Origin of the sequence: Nocardioides marmotae, assembly GCF_013177455.1 — a bacterium.
GTDB classification, from domain to species: domain Bacteria; phylum Actinomycetota; class Actinomycetes; order Propionibacteriales; family Nocardioidaceae; genus Nocardioides; species Nocardioides marmotae.
On sequence record NZ_CP053660.1, the window covers coordinates 210,473 to 223,890 of the forward strand.

At 73.8% G+C, this 13,418-nt stretch carries 13 protein-coding genes; 9 read left to right on the top strand and 4 right to left on the bottom strand.

Annotation, left to right across the window (positions count from 1 at the left end):
- Positions 1-3 precede the first annotated feature (3 nt).
- From HPC71_RS01010 to HPC71_RS01030, 5 genes are all read left to right on the top strand, one after another.
- Positions 4-477 (top strand): RidA family protein, encoded by a 474-nt coding sequence (locus tag HPC71_RS01010; protein WP_171895957.1) that lies wholly within the window; start codon positions 4-6, stop codon positions 475-477.
- Positions 474-1,352: an NUDIX hydrolase gene (locus HPC71_RS01015; RefSeq protein ID WP_171895958.1), complete on the top strand. Its 879-nt coding sequence runs from the start codon at positions 474-476 to the stop codon at positions 1,350-1,352. The genes HPC71_RS01010 and HPC71_RS01015 overlap by 4 nt, the downstream gene beginning before the upstream one ends.
- A gap of 68 nt (positions 1,353-1,420) precedes the next feature.
- Positions 1,421-2,173: an MBL fold metallo-hydrolase gene (locus HPC71_RS01020; RefSeq protein WP_154616141.1), complete on the top strand. Its 753-nt coding sequence runs from the start codon at positions 1,421-1,423 to the stop codon at positions 2,171-2,173.
- Positions 2,174-2,272: 99 nt separating this feature from the next.
- Positions 2,273-3,364: an endonuclease/exonuclease/phosphatase family protein gene (locus HPC71_RS01025; protein ID WP_154615797.1), complete on the top strand. Its 1,092-nt coding sequence runs from the start codon at positions 2,273-2,275 to the stop codon at positions 3,362-3,364.
- A 203-nt stretch (positions 3,365-3,567) separates the two neighbouring features.
- Positions 3,568-4,482 (top strand): type IV toxin-antitoxin system AbiEi family antitoxin domain-containing protein, encoded by a 915-nt coding sequence (locus HPC71_RS01030; RefSeq protein ID WP_154615795.1) that lies wholly within the window; start codon positions 3,568-3,570, stop codon positions 4,480-4,482.
- Between the two features lie 107 nt (positions 4,483-4,589).
- Here HPC71_RS01030 and HPC71_RS01035 read toward each other — a convergent pair whose 3' ends face one another.
- Entirely contained in the window at positions 4,590-5,267 is a 678-nt protein-coding gene (locus tag HPC71_RS01035) for a Crp/Fnr family transcriptional regulator (RefSeq protein ID WP_171895959.1), read from the bottom strand.
- A gap of 218 nt (positions 5,268-5,485) precedes the next feature.
- Between HPC71_RS01035 and nth the strand changes: the two genes are divergently transcribed.
- Genes nth through HPC71_RS01050 form a run of 3 tightly spaced genes read left to right on the top strand, consistent with a single transcriptional unit; the run spans position 5,486 to position 8,096 of the window.
- Complete coding sequence (gene nth / locus HPC71_RS01040) at positions 5,486-6,190, top strand: endonuclease III (protein WP_253943848.1); 705 nt, start codon at positions 5,486-5,488, stop codon at positions 6,188-6,190.
- Positions 6,187-6,924: an NUDIX hydrolase gene (locus tag HPC71_RS01045; RefSeq protein ID WP_253943849.1), complete on the top strand. Its 738-nt coding sequence runs from the start codon at positions 6,187-6,189 to the stop codon at positions 6,922-6,924. The genes nth and HPC71_RS01045 overlap by 4 nt, the downstream gene beginning before the upstream one ends.
- On the top strand, positions 6,921-8,096 hold the full coding sequence (locus tag HPC71_RS01050; protein WP_171895960.1) for a MarP family serine protease: 1,176 nt from the start codon (positions 6,921-6,923) through the stop codon (positions 8,094-8,096). The genes HPC71_RS01045 and HPC71_RS01050 overlap by 4 nt, the downstream gene beginning before the upstream one ends.
- 87 nt (positions 8,097-8,183) lie before the next feature.
- On the opposite strand, the gene HPC71_RS01055 is transcribed toward HPC71_RS01050, so the two are convergent.
- Both HPC71_RS01055 and nhaA read right to left on the bottom strand, forming a co-directional pair.
- Positions 8,184-8,594, bottom strand: coding sequence for a phage holin family protein (locus HPC71_RS01055; protein WP_154615793.1), 411 nt, complete (start codon positions 8,592-8,594; stop codon positions 8,184-8,186).
- Between the two features lie 62 nt (positions 8,595-8,656).
- Positions 8,657-9,967 carry a Na+/H+ antiporter NhaA gene (gene nhaA / locus HPC71_RS01060; RefSeq protein WP_154615791.1) on the bottom strand — a complete coding sequence of 437 codons (1,311 nt, stop codon included), beginning with the start codon at positions 9,965-9,967 and terminating at the stop codon, positions 8,657-8,659.
- A 110-nt stretch (positions 9,968-10,077) separates the two neighbouring features.
- Between nhaA and HPC71_RS01065 the strand changes: the two genes are divergently transcribed.
- Positions 10,078-11,199, top strand: coding sequence for an alpha/beta hydrolase (locus HPC71_RS01065; RefSeq protein WP_154615789.1), 1,122 nt, complete (start codon positions 10,078-10,080; stop codon positions 11,197-11,199).
- Between the two features lie 125 nt (positions 11,200-11,324).
- On the opposite strand, the gene acs is transcribed toward HPC71_RS01065, so the two are convergent.
- On the bottom strand, positions 11,325-13,328 hold the full coding sequence (gene acs / locus HPC71_RS01070; protein WP_154615787.1) for an acetate--CoA ligase: 2,004 nt from the start codon (positions 13,326-13,328) through the stop codon (positions 11,325-11,327).
- Positions 13,329-13,418: the final 90 nt, after the last annotated feature.

Consider the following 13,418-nt stretch of genomic DNA (forward strand, 5'->3'; position numbering starts at 1 on the left):
GCCGTGGCCGCCACGCCCGAGGAGCGGCTCGCCGAGCTCGGCCTGGAGGTCCCGGAGGTGGCGGCACCGGTGGCGGCCTACGTCCCGGCCGTCCGCCACGGCGACCTCGTCCAGACCTCCGGCCAGCTGCCGATGCGGCGCGGTGAGCTCCTCATCACCGGCAAGGTCGGTGGCGAGGTCAGCCCCGAGGAGGCCTACGCCTGCGCCCAGCAGTGCGCGCTCAACGCGATCGCCGCGATCCAGGCGCAGGTCGGTGACCTCAGCGCCGTCGAGCGCGTGGTGAAGGTGACCGCGTTCATCGCCTCCACCCCCGACTTCACCGGCCAGCCCGGCGTGGCCAACGGCGCCTCGGAGCTGTTCGGCGCGGTCTTCGGCGACGCCGGCGTCCACGCCCGCTCCGCCGTCGGCGTCCCGGTGCTCCCGCTCGACGCGCCGGTCGAGGTCGAGGTGCTCGTCGCGGTCCGGGCGGGCTCGTGAGGATCCCGCTGCCACCCGTGCCGCTGCCCGAGCACCTGCTCGACGTCGCCCGGGAGTACGACGACGGCACCCGCACCCCGGCCCAGCCGCGCGACGCCGCGACCGTCGTGGTGCTCCGCGACGGGGCCGACCCGGCCACCGGGCCCGAGGTCTACCTGCTGCGCCGCCAGGTCTCGATGGACTTCGCCGGCGGGATGGCCGTCTTCCCCGGCGGCGGGGTCGACCAGCGCGACTTCGACGCCGCGGTCGCCTGGGCCGGGCCCGACCCGGCCGACTGGGCCCGGCGGCTCGGCACCGACACCGACCTCGCCCGCGCGCTGGTCTGCGCCGCGGTCCGCGAGACCTTCGAGGAGTCCGGCGTGCTGCTCGCCGGCGAGTCCGGCGACACGGTCGTCGCCGACACCACCGGCGAGGACTGGGAGGCCGACCGCGAGGCGCTGGTCTCCCGCGAGCTGGCGATGACGGAGTTCCTCAACCGCCGTGGGCTCGTGCTGCGCACCGACCTGCTCGGCACCTGGGACGCCTGGCTCACGCCGGTCTTCGAGCCCAAGCGCTACCGGACCTGGTTCTTCGTCGCCGAGCTACCCGCCGGACAGCGCACGCGCGACGTCTCCACCGAGTCCTCCTCGGTCACGTGGCTGCCCGCGAGGGTCGCGGCCGACCAGGCGGACGGTGGCGACCTGGCGATGCTGCCGCCGACGTACCTCACGTGCCTGGAGGTGGGCACCCACGCCTCGACGGCCGAGGTGCTCGCCGCGGCGGAGGGGCGCACCGTGGAGATGTTCACCCCGTCGGTCGAGCCGCTCGGCGAGGGCTGGACCCTCTCGATGCCCGACCGGCTGCGACCCCTGGTGGCCGAGCGGCGCCGCCCGTGACCGCGGGCGCGTGGACCGGCGGCTCCTTCGGCGAGCGCGGTTCGTGCGTCCTCGCGCCGAACCCGACGATGATGACCCTCGACGGCACCAACACCTGGGTGCTGCGCGAACCGGGTGCGCGGCGCTCGGTCGTCGTCGACCCCGGGCCCTCGATCCTCGAGCACCTCGACGCGGTCGCCGAGACCGCCGGCGAGGTCGGCGCGGTGCTGCTGACCCACCACCACCTCGACCACTCCGAGGCGGCGCGGGAGTTCGCCGAGCGGGTCGGCTGCGGCGTCCGCGCGCTCGACCCGGCCTACCGGCTCGGCTCCGAGGGGCTCGGCGACGGCGACGTCGTCGAGGTCGACGGCCTGGAGGTCCACGTCGTGGCCACGCCGGGGCACACCGCCGACTCGCTGTCCTTCCTGCTCCCGGCCGAGGGGGCGCTGCTCACCGGCGACACCGTGCTGGGGCGCGGGACGACGGTGGTGGCCCACCCCGACGGGCAGCTCGGCGCCTACCTCGACAGCCTCGACCGGCTGCACGCGCTCGCCGCGGCCGCCGAGGCCCGCACCATCTGGCCCGGCCACGGCCCGGTCATCGACGACGCCCTCGGCGTCCTGGACTTCTACCTCGCCCACCGGCGCGACCGGCTCGCCCAGGTCGAGCAGGCGGTCACCACCCTGGCCGCCGGCCCCGACCCGCTGCCGGCCGAGGACCTCCCGCGCCGCGTCGTCGAGGTCGTGTACGCCGACGTCGACCCGGTCCTCTGGGGCGCGGCCGAGCTGTCGGTGCGCGCCCAGCTGGCCCACCTGGGCCGGCTCGGCCCGCTCGCCGGCTGACCGGTCGGTCCGGCTTCTTTCGAACCCGCCCCGCCTGCCCGCGCGCTCTGGCACCCTGACGCTCGCCGGACCGGGACGAACGGGTGGGAGGACGCCGCGATGCGGGTGCGCACGGCTGCGCTGACGGCCCTGGTCGTGCTGCTGCTCGTGGTGCCGGGCCTGGCCGCCCCTGCCGGTGCGACCGGGGCATCGGGGGCATCGGGAGCGCCGGCGGCTGCTGCCGCGGCCGCGCCGCTGCGGGCGACGTACCGCCTCCAGGTCGTCACCGCGAACCTGGACGGCGCCGAGCACCGGCGCAGCGGCGACAAGCTCGCCACCGTCCAGCGGGTGATCGGCTCCTCGACCCCGGACGTGGTGATGCTCCAGGAGGTCTGCTTCGGGCAGTTCCGGCGCTTCGTCGCGGCCAACCGCGCCTGGATCGGCGACGGGGAGACCTGGCGCGACCACTTCCGGTTCCAGCAGCTGCGCCGCCACCACGGCTGCGGACGCCCGGGGGCGGTCCAGCGGCACGGGCTGGTCCTCGCTTCCCGGCACCCCCTCTCCGACGTCGGCACCCACCGGCTGCCCAACCCGGGCGCGCGGACGCCGCACCGCTTCCGCATGCTCTGCGCGGACGTCGCCGTGCGCGGCGCGCTGCTCCGCTTCGCCGACGACGCGGTCCGCGCCTGCACCCTCCAGCTGCGCGCCGGCCGGGGCCGCCGCACCGGTGCCGGCCCCGCGCGGCGGGCGCAGGCGATCGCCGCGCGGAAGGTGCTGGCGCCGCTGGTGCGGGAGGACCGGGCCGCTGTCGTGCTCGGCGGGGACTTCAACGCGGTGCCGACCAAGGGCACGATGAGCGAGCTCTACCGGCTCTCGCGCAGCGGCTGGCTCACCAACCGGCGCGGGCTGTTCTTCGAGGCCGACCAGACCGGGACCTACCGCGACCGCCCCGCCGGCGCCGGCCCCGGGATCGAGCAGGTCGTGTGCCGGCTGGCCCCGCGGGTGTGCCGCTGGGGCGAGCCGACCCACCGCTCACGCGGGCGGAGCCGCAAGATCGACTACCTGTTCTTCGGGGAGAACCGGGCCGAGCCCACCGCCACGAGCACCCTCCTCGGCCCGCGCGAGCACCTCGGCGGGGACGTCGTCCGCTCGCCCTCGGCCACCCACGACGTCTACCTCGGCTGGGCCGACCTGGCGCTCGACCTCCGCTGACCCGCCGCTCCGCCGAGTCGGCACCTGTGGCGCGTCGAGTCGGCACTTGTGGCGCGCCGAGTGGGCACTTGTGGCGCGTCGAGTGGGCACTTCGGGTGACCGGACCACCAGCTGACGTCCACAGCCACGCCGCGCGACGACGCTGTCCACAGACGTACGTCGCGCGCCGAGCGCCGCTGGCCCACCGACGGCACGGTCCCGTCATGACCGACGACTGGCCCGAGGGGCCGTTCACCCGCGCCGAGTTGCCCGGCCTCGGCATCACCCCGACCCGGCTGCGCCGCGGCGTCGCCTCCGGACGCGTGCGGTCGCCGGCGCGCGGCGTCTACGTCGCCGCGCACCTCGGCGACACGATCGACCTGCGTGCACGCGCGATCGGGAAGGTCGTCAGCGAGCACCACGTCGTCATCGACCGGACGGCCGCGTGGCTGCACGGCGTCGACGTCCACCTGCAGGTCGAGCACGACGACGGTCCGCGCGTCGAGTCGTGCGCGCTGCGCGGGCGCCAGCCGACGAGGCTCTCCGCCGCCGACGGCCGGTCCCGCGACCTCGCGCCGGGGGACGTGATGGTGCTGGGCGGCGTCCGCGTCACCACCCCCTTGCGCACCGCCCTCGACCTCGGCTGCTGCCTGCGGCGGCGTGAGGCGTACGCCGCCATGGTCATGCTGGCGCGTCGGCACGGCCTCACCGCGGCGGACCTGGTCCGCGGGTCGCTGCGCTACCGGGGGCGCCGCGGGGTGGTGCAGCTGCGGTCGCTCGCCCCGATCGTCGACCCGCGACTGGAGTCGCCCCGCGAGGCGTGGGTGCTGCTCGAGATCGCCGACGCCGGGCTCCCGCTGCCCGAGCCGCAGGTCTGGGTCGAGGTCGACGGCGTGCCGACGTACCGGCTCGACTTCGCCTACCGCGAGCGCCGGGTGTGTGTGGAGTACGACGGGCACGACGCGCACGCGAGCGAGGAGCAGCGCCGGTACGACGAGCGGCGCCGGGCCTGGCTGCGGCGGGAGGGGTGGATCGTCATCGTGGTCCGTGTCGGCGACTTCTCCGGCCCGGCGCTCGACCGCTGGCTCGCCGAGCTGCGCGAGGAGCTGCGGTCGGGCTACACGACCCGCCGCTGGTGAGGACGTGCCGACTCGGCGGACCAGAAGTGCCGACTCGGCATGCGCGAAGTGCCGACTCGGCGGACCAGAAGTGCCGACTCGGCGGGTGGGTCAGCGGGGCGGGTGGGTCAGCGGGCGCGGCGGGAGAGCCGCTCGACGTCCATGATCACGACCGAGCGGGGCTCGAGGCGCAGCCAGCCGCGGGAGGCGAAGTCGGCCAGCGCCTTGTTCACGGTCTCGCGGGAGGCGCCGACCAGCTGGGCGAGCTCCTCCTGGGTGAGGTCGTGGTGGACGTGCACGCCGTCGTCGGCGGTGCGGCCGAAGCGGTCGGCGAGGTCGAGCAGCGCCTTGGCGACACGGCCGGGGACGTCGGAGAAGACCAGGTCGGCGACGACGTCGTTGGCCTTGCGCAGCCGGCCGGCGAGCTGGGTGAGCAGCCCGCGGGCGACGACCGGACGGCCCTCGAGCCAGCGCAGCAGGTCCTCGTGGGAGAGCGAGGCGAACGCGGCGTCGGTCACGGCGGTGACCGTGGCCGAGCGCGGGCCCGGGTCGAAGAGCGAGAGCTCGCCGAACATCTGACCGGGGCCGAGGATCGCGAGGAGGTTCTCGCGGCCGTCGGAGGAGGTGCGGCCGAGCTTCACCTTGCCGTCGAGGACGATGTAGAGCTTGTCGCCCGAATCACCCTCGTGGAAGAGCACGTCGCCGCGCCGCAGTCGGCTCTCCGACATCGAGGCCCGCAGCGCCGTGGCCGCCTCGTCGTCGAGCGCGCTGAACAGCGGCGCTTGACGCAGTACGTCGTTGTCCACGGGTCCTCCTCATCGACGGGCCCACCGGGCATGGGTCGCGTCCTCTCGAATCCTACCTAGTGCAGTTGCTCACAAGCACCATCGGGACCGGCGGGTCGGTGGTAGGAGGGTCCGAGGACCGTCCTCGAGACGCCCGCAAGCCGCTCGTTCGCCGTCCGGGCGCGGCGCGCCGGGCTCCGGACGGCCCGGTGTCGGCGCAGGTCCGTACCCTTGGCGCCGTGCCAGCCGAGGAGTCACCGACCGCGCTGGTGCGGCGCGCCCGCAAGATCGACCGCGTCCTCGCCGAGACCTATCCCGACGCCCGCTGCGAGCTCGACTTCGCCAACCCCTTCGAGCTCCTCGTGGTGACGGTGCTGAGCGCGCAGACCACCGACCGGCGGGTCAACGCCGCGCGGCCCGCGCTGTTCGCGGCGTACCCCGATGCCAAGGCGATGGCCGCCGCGGACCGCGCCCACCTCGAGCAGCTGGTCGGGCCGCTGGGCTTCTTCCGCGCCAAGACCGAGTCGCTGCTCAAGCTCAGCGCCGCGCTCGTGGCCGACCACGGCGGCGAGGTGCCGCCCCGGCTCGACGACCTGGTCAAGCTGCCCGGCGTCGGCCGCAAGACCGCGAACGTCGTGCTCGGCAACGCCTTCGGCATCCCCGGGATCACCGTCGACACCCACTTCGGGCGGCTGGTCCGCCGGTTCGGGTGGACCGCCGAGACCGACCCGGTCAAGGTCGAGCACGCCGTCGGCGCGCTGTTCCCCAAGCGGGACTGGACGATGCTCAGCCACCACCTGATCTGGCACGGCCGCCGGGTCTGCCACGCCAAGAAGCCCGCGTGCGGCGCCTGCCCGGTCGCGCGCTGGTGCCCGTCGTACGGCGCCGGGCCGACCGACCCCGAGACCGCTGCGAAGCTCGTCAAGACGCAGGGCCCGGCGTGAGCGGGGAGGAGGCGGCGAGCCCCGTGCCCGGCCTGCCGGACTGGATGCGCCCCGTCGAGGAGGCGGTCGCGACGATCGAGGCCGGCCACCTGACCCGCTTCGTGCCGCCGGAGGGCGGCGACGCCCGGGAGGGCGCGGTGCTCATGCTCTTCGGGGAGGGGCCGCGTGGCGGCGAGGTGCTGCTGACCGAGCGCGCCCACGACATGCGCAGCCACCCGGGCCAGGTCTCCTTCCCCGGCGGCTCGATCGACCCCGGCGAGACGGTCATCGAGGCGGCGCTGCGCGAGGCGGAGGAGGAGATCGGCCTGGTGCCCTCCTCGGTCGACGTGATCGGCTGCCTGCCGCAGCTGTGGCTGCCGCCGAGCAACTTCGCGGTCACCCCGGTCGTCGGCTGGTGGCGCGAGCCGTCCGCCGTCGGGGTGGTCAGCCGGGCCGAGGTGCACGCGATCCACCACGCCGTGTTCGCCGACCTCGTCGACCCGGAGAACCGGATCACCGTGCGGCACCCCACCGGCTACACCAGCCCCGGGTTCCTCATCGGCCCCGAGCGGGACGTGATCCTGTGGGGCTTCACCGGCGGGATCATCGCCCGGCTGCTGGACTACCTCGGCTGGTCCCGGGACTGGGACGTCTCGCGGGTCTGCGACCTGCCGGCGTACATGCTCGCCGGCGACGCCCGCGTCCAGCGCAACGCCCGCGCGGGCATGCTGGACATCGAGGAGCCCGAGCGGTGAACCCGCTCGACTGGCTCCTGGTGCTGCTGGTCCTCGCCTACGCGCTCTCCGGCTACTGGCAGGGTTTCGTCACCGGCGCCTTCGCGACCACCGGCCTGCTCGCCGGCGGCCTCGCGGGGGTGTGGCTGGCGCCGGTCGCCCTCGGCGACGCGGCCCCGTCGCTGGTGGTCTCCCTCGGGGCGCTGTTCATCGTCATCCTCACCGCCTCGCTGGGCCAGGCGGTGCTGCAGTACGCCGGCGCGCGGATCCGCGACCGGATCACCTGGCAACCGGTCCGCGCCCTCGACGCGGTCGGCGGCGCGGCGCTCAGCGCGGTGGCCGTGCTGCTCGTCGCCTGGGCCCTCGGCGTGGCGATCTCGGGCTCGGCGATCGCGGGCGTGACGCCGCTGGTGCGCGGCTCGAGCGTGCTGGCGAAGGTGGACAGCACGCTGCCGGGCTCGGCCGACACCGTGCTGGAGTCGTTCAACGACGTGGTCGGCACGACCTTCTTCCCGCGCTACCTCGAGCCGTTCGCCCCCGAGCGGATCGTCGAGGTGGGGCCCGGCCCGAAGCGACTGCTGCGCGACCCGGACGTCGAGGCCGCCCGGGAGAGCGTGCTGAAGATCCGCGGCACCAACGGCTGCGGCCGCGGCATCGAGGGGACCGGCTTCCTCTACGCCCAGGACCGGTTGATGACCAACGCCCACGTCGTCGCCGGGGTGGCCGACCCGGAGGTGGAGATCGACGACAGCTCGGTCCCGGCCGAGGTCGTCTACTACAACCCCGAGCTCGACGTCGCCGTGCTCGCCCTCGACAGCGGTGACCGGGGGCTGCTCGCCTTCGACGAGGGCGCCGGGGCCAAGGACGGGGTGGCCATCCTCGGCTACCCCCAGGACGGGCCCTTCAACGTCACCTCCGGCCGGATCCGGTCCGAGCAGCGGCTGCGCTCACCCAACATCTACGGCGACGGCACGGTGATCCGCGAGGTCTTCTCCGTGCGCGGGCTGGTCCGCCCCGGCAACTCCGGGGGACCCATCGTCTCCTCCGGCGGCGACGTGGTCGGCGTGGTCTTCGCCGCCTCGGTCACCGACGACGAGACCGGCTACGCCCTCACCGCCGAGCAGGTCGCCGAGGCGCGCCGCATCGGTGTCACCAACACCGACGAGGTCTCCACCGGCGACTGCGCCGGCTGAGCCGCCCTCGGGGTGGTCGGGATCCCCGGAGAACCGGGGAAACCGACACCTGGCGACCCGGAGGCTCAGGCCTGGCCCAGGCCTGGCTCAGGCCTCGCCCTTGAGCGCGCGGGGGATCTCCCGGCCCTGCTCGATGGCCTTCTCGGGGCCGCGGACCTGCTTGACCTTCTTCACGCCGACGAAGGCGAGCAGGCCGGCGAGCAGCACGTAGAAGGCGAAGACGATGAGGAAGGCCCAGTGCAGCGCGAGCCCCTCGCCGCCCCAGTGGATGAAGTAGGCGATCGCGACCGAGAGCATGATGATCGCCAGCACGGCGAGGAAGCCCGCGGCGGCGAAGAGGCCGATGCCGATCCCGCCGGCCTTGGCGCTGACCTTGAGCTCGGACTTCGCGAGCTGGATCTCCTTGGAGACCAGCGTCGAGATGTCACGGCTCGCATCGGCGACGAGACGACCGATGGTGGGGTCGCTCTCCTGCGGCGGCCTGACCGGATGCGACATGCGTTCGTTCCCCTTGCGTCGAGATGTGGGCCTGACCCTACAGAACCCCTCCGGCCGGGGACTCAGTCCTCGGCCCGGTCCTGCTGGTAGATGTCCGGTACCCCGTCGTCGTCCGCGTCGCGCTCCTCGACCTCGCGGATGCGCCGGTAGGCGCGGTTGCGGGCGCGCAGCACCACCGAGGCCAGGACGGTCGCCACCAGCGAGCCGACGAGCACGCCGACCTTGACGTCGTCGGCCTGCTCGCCGTGGCCGAAGGCGAGCTCGCCGATGAGCAGGGAGACCGTGAAGCCGATGCCGGCGAGCATCGCCATGCCGATCACGTCGACCCACGACAGCTCCTCGTCGAGGTCGGCACGGGTGAAGGTCGCCAGCAGCCAGGTCGATCCGGCGATGCCGACGGTCTTGCCGACGACGAGGCCGAGCACGACGCCCAGCGCCACCGGGTCGGCGAGGGCATCGGCGAGGCCGTCGAGGCCGCCGACGGTCACGCCGGCGGCGAAGAAGGCGAAGACGGGGACCGCGAACCCCGCGGAGAGCGGCCGTACGACGTGCTCGAGGTGCTCGGCCAGGCCGGGGCCGTCGCCGCCGTCGCGCCGCAGCACCGGGACCGCGAACCCGAGGAGGACGCCGGCGACGGTGGCGTGCACCCCGGACTCGTGCACGAGGCCCCAGGTGAGGAGCGCGAGCGGGATGAGGAGCCACCCGGAGCGGATCCGCTTCTGGACCAGGAACGTGAACACCGCGAGCGGCACGAGCGCCAGCGCGAGGTAGGGCAGCTGCAGGTCGTCGGTGTAGAAGAGCGCGATGATCGTGATGGCCAGCAGGTCGTCGACGACGGCCAGGGTGAGCAGGAACGTGCGCAGCCCGGCGGGCAGGTGGGTGCTGATCACCGCGAGGATCGCCACCGCGAACGCGATGTCGGTCGCCGTCGGGATCGCCCACCCGGCCAGCTCGCCGTCGAAGGCGATGTTCCAGGCGACGTACACGACGGCGGGCAGGGCCATGCCGCCGACGGCGGCGGCCACGGGCAGCGCCGCGCGCCGGGGGTCGCGCAGGTCGCCGGCGACGAACTCGCGCTTGAGCTCGAGGCCGACCACGAAGAAGAAGATCGCCAGCAGGCCGTCGGCCGCCCAGGTCCCCAGCGACAGGTCGAGGTGGAGCGCCTCGGGGCCGACGCGGTAGTCGCGGAGGGACTCATAGACGTCGGCCCACGGGGTGTTGGCCCAGATGATCGCGATGAGCGCGCCGACGATCAGCAGCATGCCGCCGGTGGTCTCCGCGCGGAGCACCTCGGTGACGCGGATGTTCTCGAGCAGCGAGGGGCGGCGGAACAGGCGGTTGCGCGGGGACTGCGGCGCGGGCGAGGTGCTCATGGGACTCCAGGGGTCGTGGGAACATCCGCCGACCAGACTTCCCGGCACACCAAGGGATGACCCTACCCGTGGGCGCGTGACCTCCCGCCCCGGCCGCTCGTTCCCTGAGCGTGAACGCTTCCGTCCGGCGCCCCCGCCTCGCCCTCGCCGCCCTGGTCGGCTCCGTCGTCCTCGCGCTGGTCGGTGCCGCCGGGGGTCCGGCCGCGCAGGCCGACACCGGCGAGGACCTCCACGTGGAGAAGTCCACGACCGACACCGGCACCTCCGGGTCGTCCTGGCGGTCCTACCTCGACCTGATGACCGTGCCGTCGACGCCGACCGACTTCGAGCCCGCCGACGAGGCGCCCGGCGTCGACGGCCCGCGGGCGTGCCCGCCGTCGCGGTGCCGCGACTTCCGGGTGCCGGTGCCCGCGGACGTCAAGGTCACCAGCCCGATGGTCCGGGTCCTCTTCCCGGTCGGCTACCGGGCCAAGAAGAACCGCCACCGGCGCTACCCGGTCGTCTACCTCTTCAACGGCGCCCGCAGCCCCTACATCCGGTGGAGCGTGGGCACCGAGCTCACCGCCGCGACACGCTCGCTCCCGGCGATCTTCGTGATGCCCGAGGGCGGCCTCGGCGACGACGCCGGGATGTTCAGCGACTGGAAGGACGGCTCCTGGCAGTGGGAGACCTTCCACACCAAGGTCCTCACCCGGTGGGTGGACCGCACGTTCCGTACGACGGGCAAGCGCGGGGTGGTCGGGGCGTCGATGGGCGGCCTCGGCGCGATGATCTACCCCGCGCGGCACCCCGGCCGCTACCAGGCGGCGTTCTCGATCTCCGGCGCCGTGGACACCAACCTCATGATCGCCAACATCCTGCCGCCGGAGATCGCCAAGGCGATCGGCGTCAGCCCGCCGAACCTCCTGCGGGTCTGGGGCAACCCCGTCCTCGACCGCGCCGCGTGGGACGCGCACAACCCGGTCTCGCTCGCCCCGAGGCTGAAGGGGGTCGCGGTGTTCGTCGCCTCCGGCACCGGGTCGCCCAGCACGGTCAGCGAGACCACCGACCCGCTGCACACCGGCTACACCGAGCAGCTGATGTGGTCGGGCCACCGGACATTCCTCGCCGCGCTGACCCGCGCCGGCGTGCCGTACTCCGCCTGGGTGCGGCAGGGCGGCGTGCACAACTGGCCGTGGTTCGACGCCCCGCTGCGGTGGGGGCTGCCGAAGGTGGTCGCCGCGCTGCGGTGAGCCCGGCCGTGCGGCGGGGTGGCGGGGTAGTCCGGCACGACAGCGCCCTTCCGGCGGACCGGAAGGGCGCTGGTGTGTCGGACTATCCCAACGGGGGGTCGGGCCACCCCGACCGACCGAGAGCGTCAGTCGTCGGCGCCCTTGCCGGAGGTGAGCCGGCCGGAGATGAGGTCCATGACCGTGGAGTCGGCCAGCGTGGTGACGTCGCCGACCTCGCGGTGCTCGGCGACGTCGCGCAGCAGCCGGCGCATGATCTTGCCCGAGCGGGTCTTCGGCAGCTCGGGGACGATCATGATCTGGCGCGGCTTGGCGATCGCGCCGATCTCCTTGCGGACGTGGTTGCGCAGCTCCTCGACGATGTCGCTGCCCTCACCGGCGTCGTCGGCCTCGGCGATGAACTCGTCGCGGAGGATGACGAACGCGCAGACCGCCTGGCCGGTGTCGGGGTCCTGGGCGCCGACGACCGCGGCCTCCGCGACCTTGGGGTGGGAGACCAGCGCGGACTCGATCTCGGTGGTGGAGAGCCGGTGGCCGGAGACGTTCATGACGTCGTCGACGCGGCCGAGCACCCACAGGTCCCCGTCGTCGTCCTTCTTGGCGCCGTCGCCGGCGAAGTACCAGCCCTGCTGGGCATAGCGCGACCAGTAGGTGTCCTTGTACCGCTGGTCATCGCCCCAGATCGTGCGCAGCATCGAGGGCCACGGCTCGGTGAGCACGAGGTAGCCCCCGGAGCCGTTCGGGACCGACTCGCCCTCCTCGGTGACCACGTCCGCCGAGACGCCCGGGATCGGGATCATCGCCGAGCCCGGCTTGCCGTGGGTGACGCCGGGGAGCGGGGAGATCATGATCGAGCCGGTCTCGGTCTGCCACCAGGTGTCGACGACGGGGGTACGGCCGCCGCCGACGACCTCGCGGTACCAGACGTAGGCCTCGGGGTTGATCGGCTCGCCGACCGAGCCGAGGACCCGCAGCGAGGACAGGTCACGCGCGTCCGGGATCTCCCGGCCCTGCTTCATGAACGAGCGGATCGCGGTGGGCGCGGTGTAGAAGATCGTGACGCCGTACTCCTCGATGATCTGCCACCAGCGGCCCTTCTCCGGGGCGTCGGGCGTGCCCTCGTAGAGCACCTGCGTCGCGCCGTTGGCGAGCGGGCCGTAGACGATGTAGGAGTGGCCGGTGACCCAGCCGATGTCGGCGGTGCACCAGTAGACGTCGGTCTCCGGCTTGAGGTCGAAGACCGCCCAGTGGGTGTAGGCGCAGCCGGTGAGGTAACCGCCGGTGGTGTGCAGGATGCCCTTGGGCTTGCCGGTGGTGCCCGAGGTGTACATGACGTAGAGCGGGTGCTCGGCGTCGAAGGCCTCCCACTGGTGCTCGGGCGAGGCCTTCGCGACCGACTCGTGCCACCACACGTCGACGTCGTCGTCCCACGCGACCTCTCCGCCGGTGCGCTGGACGACGAGCACCTTCTCCACGGTGTGGCCGTCGCGCTCGGCGGCCTTCGCGCGGGCCTCGTCGACCGCCGGCTTGAGCGCCGACGGCGCGCCGCGGCGGTAGCCGCCGTCGGCGGTCACCACGACCTTCGCCCCGCAGTCGACGAGCCGGGAGGCCAGCGCGTCGGAGGAGAACCCGCCGAAGACCACCGTGTGCGGGGCGCCGATGCGCGCGCACGCCAGCATCGTGACCACGGCCTCGGGGATCATCGGCATGTAGATCGCGACCCGGTCCCCGGTGCCGACGCCGAGCTCGGTCAGGGTGTTCGCGGCCTGGCTGACCTCGGCCTGCAACTCGGCGTAGGTGATCGAGCGCTTGTCGTCCACCGGCTCACCGACCCAGTGGATCGCGACCTTGTCGCCGCGGCCGGCCTCGACGTGCCGGTCGACGCAGTTGTACGCCGCGTTGAGCTTGCCGCCGACGTACCACTGGGCGAACGGGGGGTTGCTCCAGTCGAGCACCTGGTCCCACTTCTGCGTCCAGTCGAGACGCTCGGCCTGCTCGGCCCAGAAGGCCTCCCGGTCCTCGGCGGCGCGGGCGTAGGCCTCCTCCTTGAGGTTGGCGTCTGCGGCGAGGTCGGTCGGCGGCTCGAACCGGCGGTCCTCCTTGAGGAGGTTGGACAGGGTCTGTTCGCTCATCGTCAAGCTCCTGGTCGTCCGTCGGGGCGGGGCGGGTGGCCCCCGCCACATTAGTGAAGGGTCGTGTGCCCCAGCACGCGGGTGGTCTCG

Coding starts and splice junctions, on each gene's coding strand:
- HPC71_RS01020 (WP_154616141.1), top strand. CDS start 1,421: ATGATGACCCTCGACGGCACCAACACCTGGGTGCTGCGCGAACCGGGT.
- HPC71_RS01025 (WP_154615797.1), top strand. CDS start 2,273: ATGCGGGTGCGCACGGCTGCGCTGACGGCCCTGGTCGTGCTGCTGCTC.
- HPC71_RS01030 (WP_154615795.1), top strand. CDS start 3,568: ATGACCGACGACTGGCCCGAGGGGCCGTTCACCCGCGCCGAGTTGCCC.
- HPC71_RS01055 (WP_154615793.1), bottom strand. CDS start 8,594: ATGTCGCATCCGGTCAGGCCGCCGCAGGAGAGCGACCCCACCATCGGT.
- nhaA (WP_154615791.1), bottom strand. CDS start 9,967: ATGAGCACCTCGCCCGCGCCGCAGTCCCCGCGCAACCGCCTGTTCCGC.
- acs (WP_154615787.1), bottom strand. CDS start 13,328: ATGAGCGAACAGACCCTGTCCAACCTCCTCAAGGAGGACCGCCGGTTC.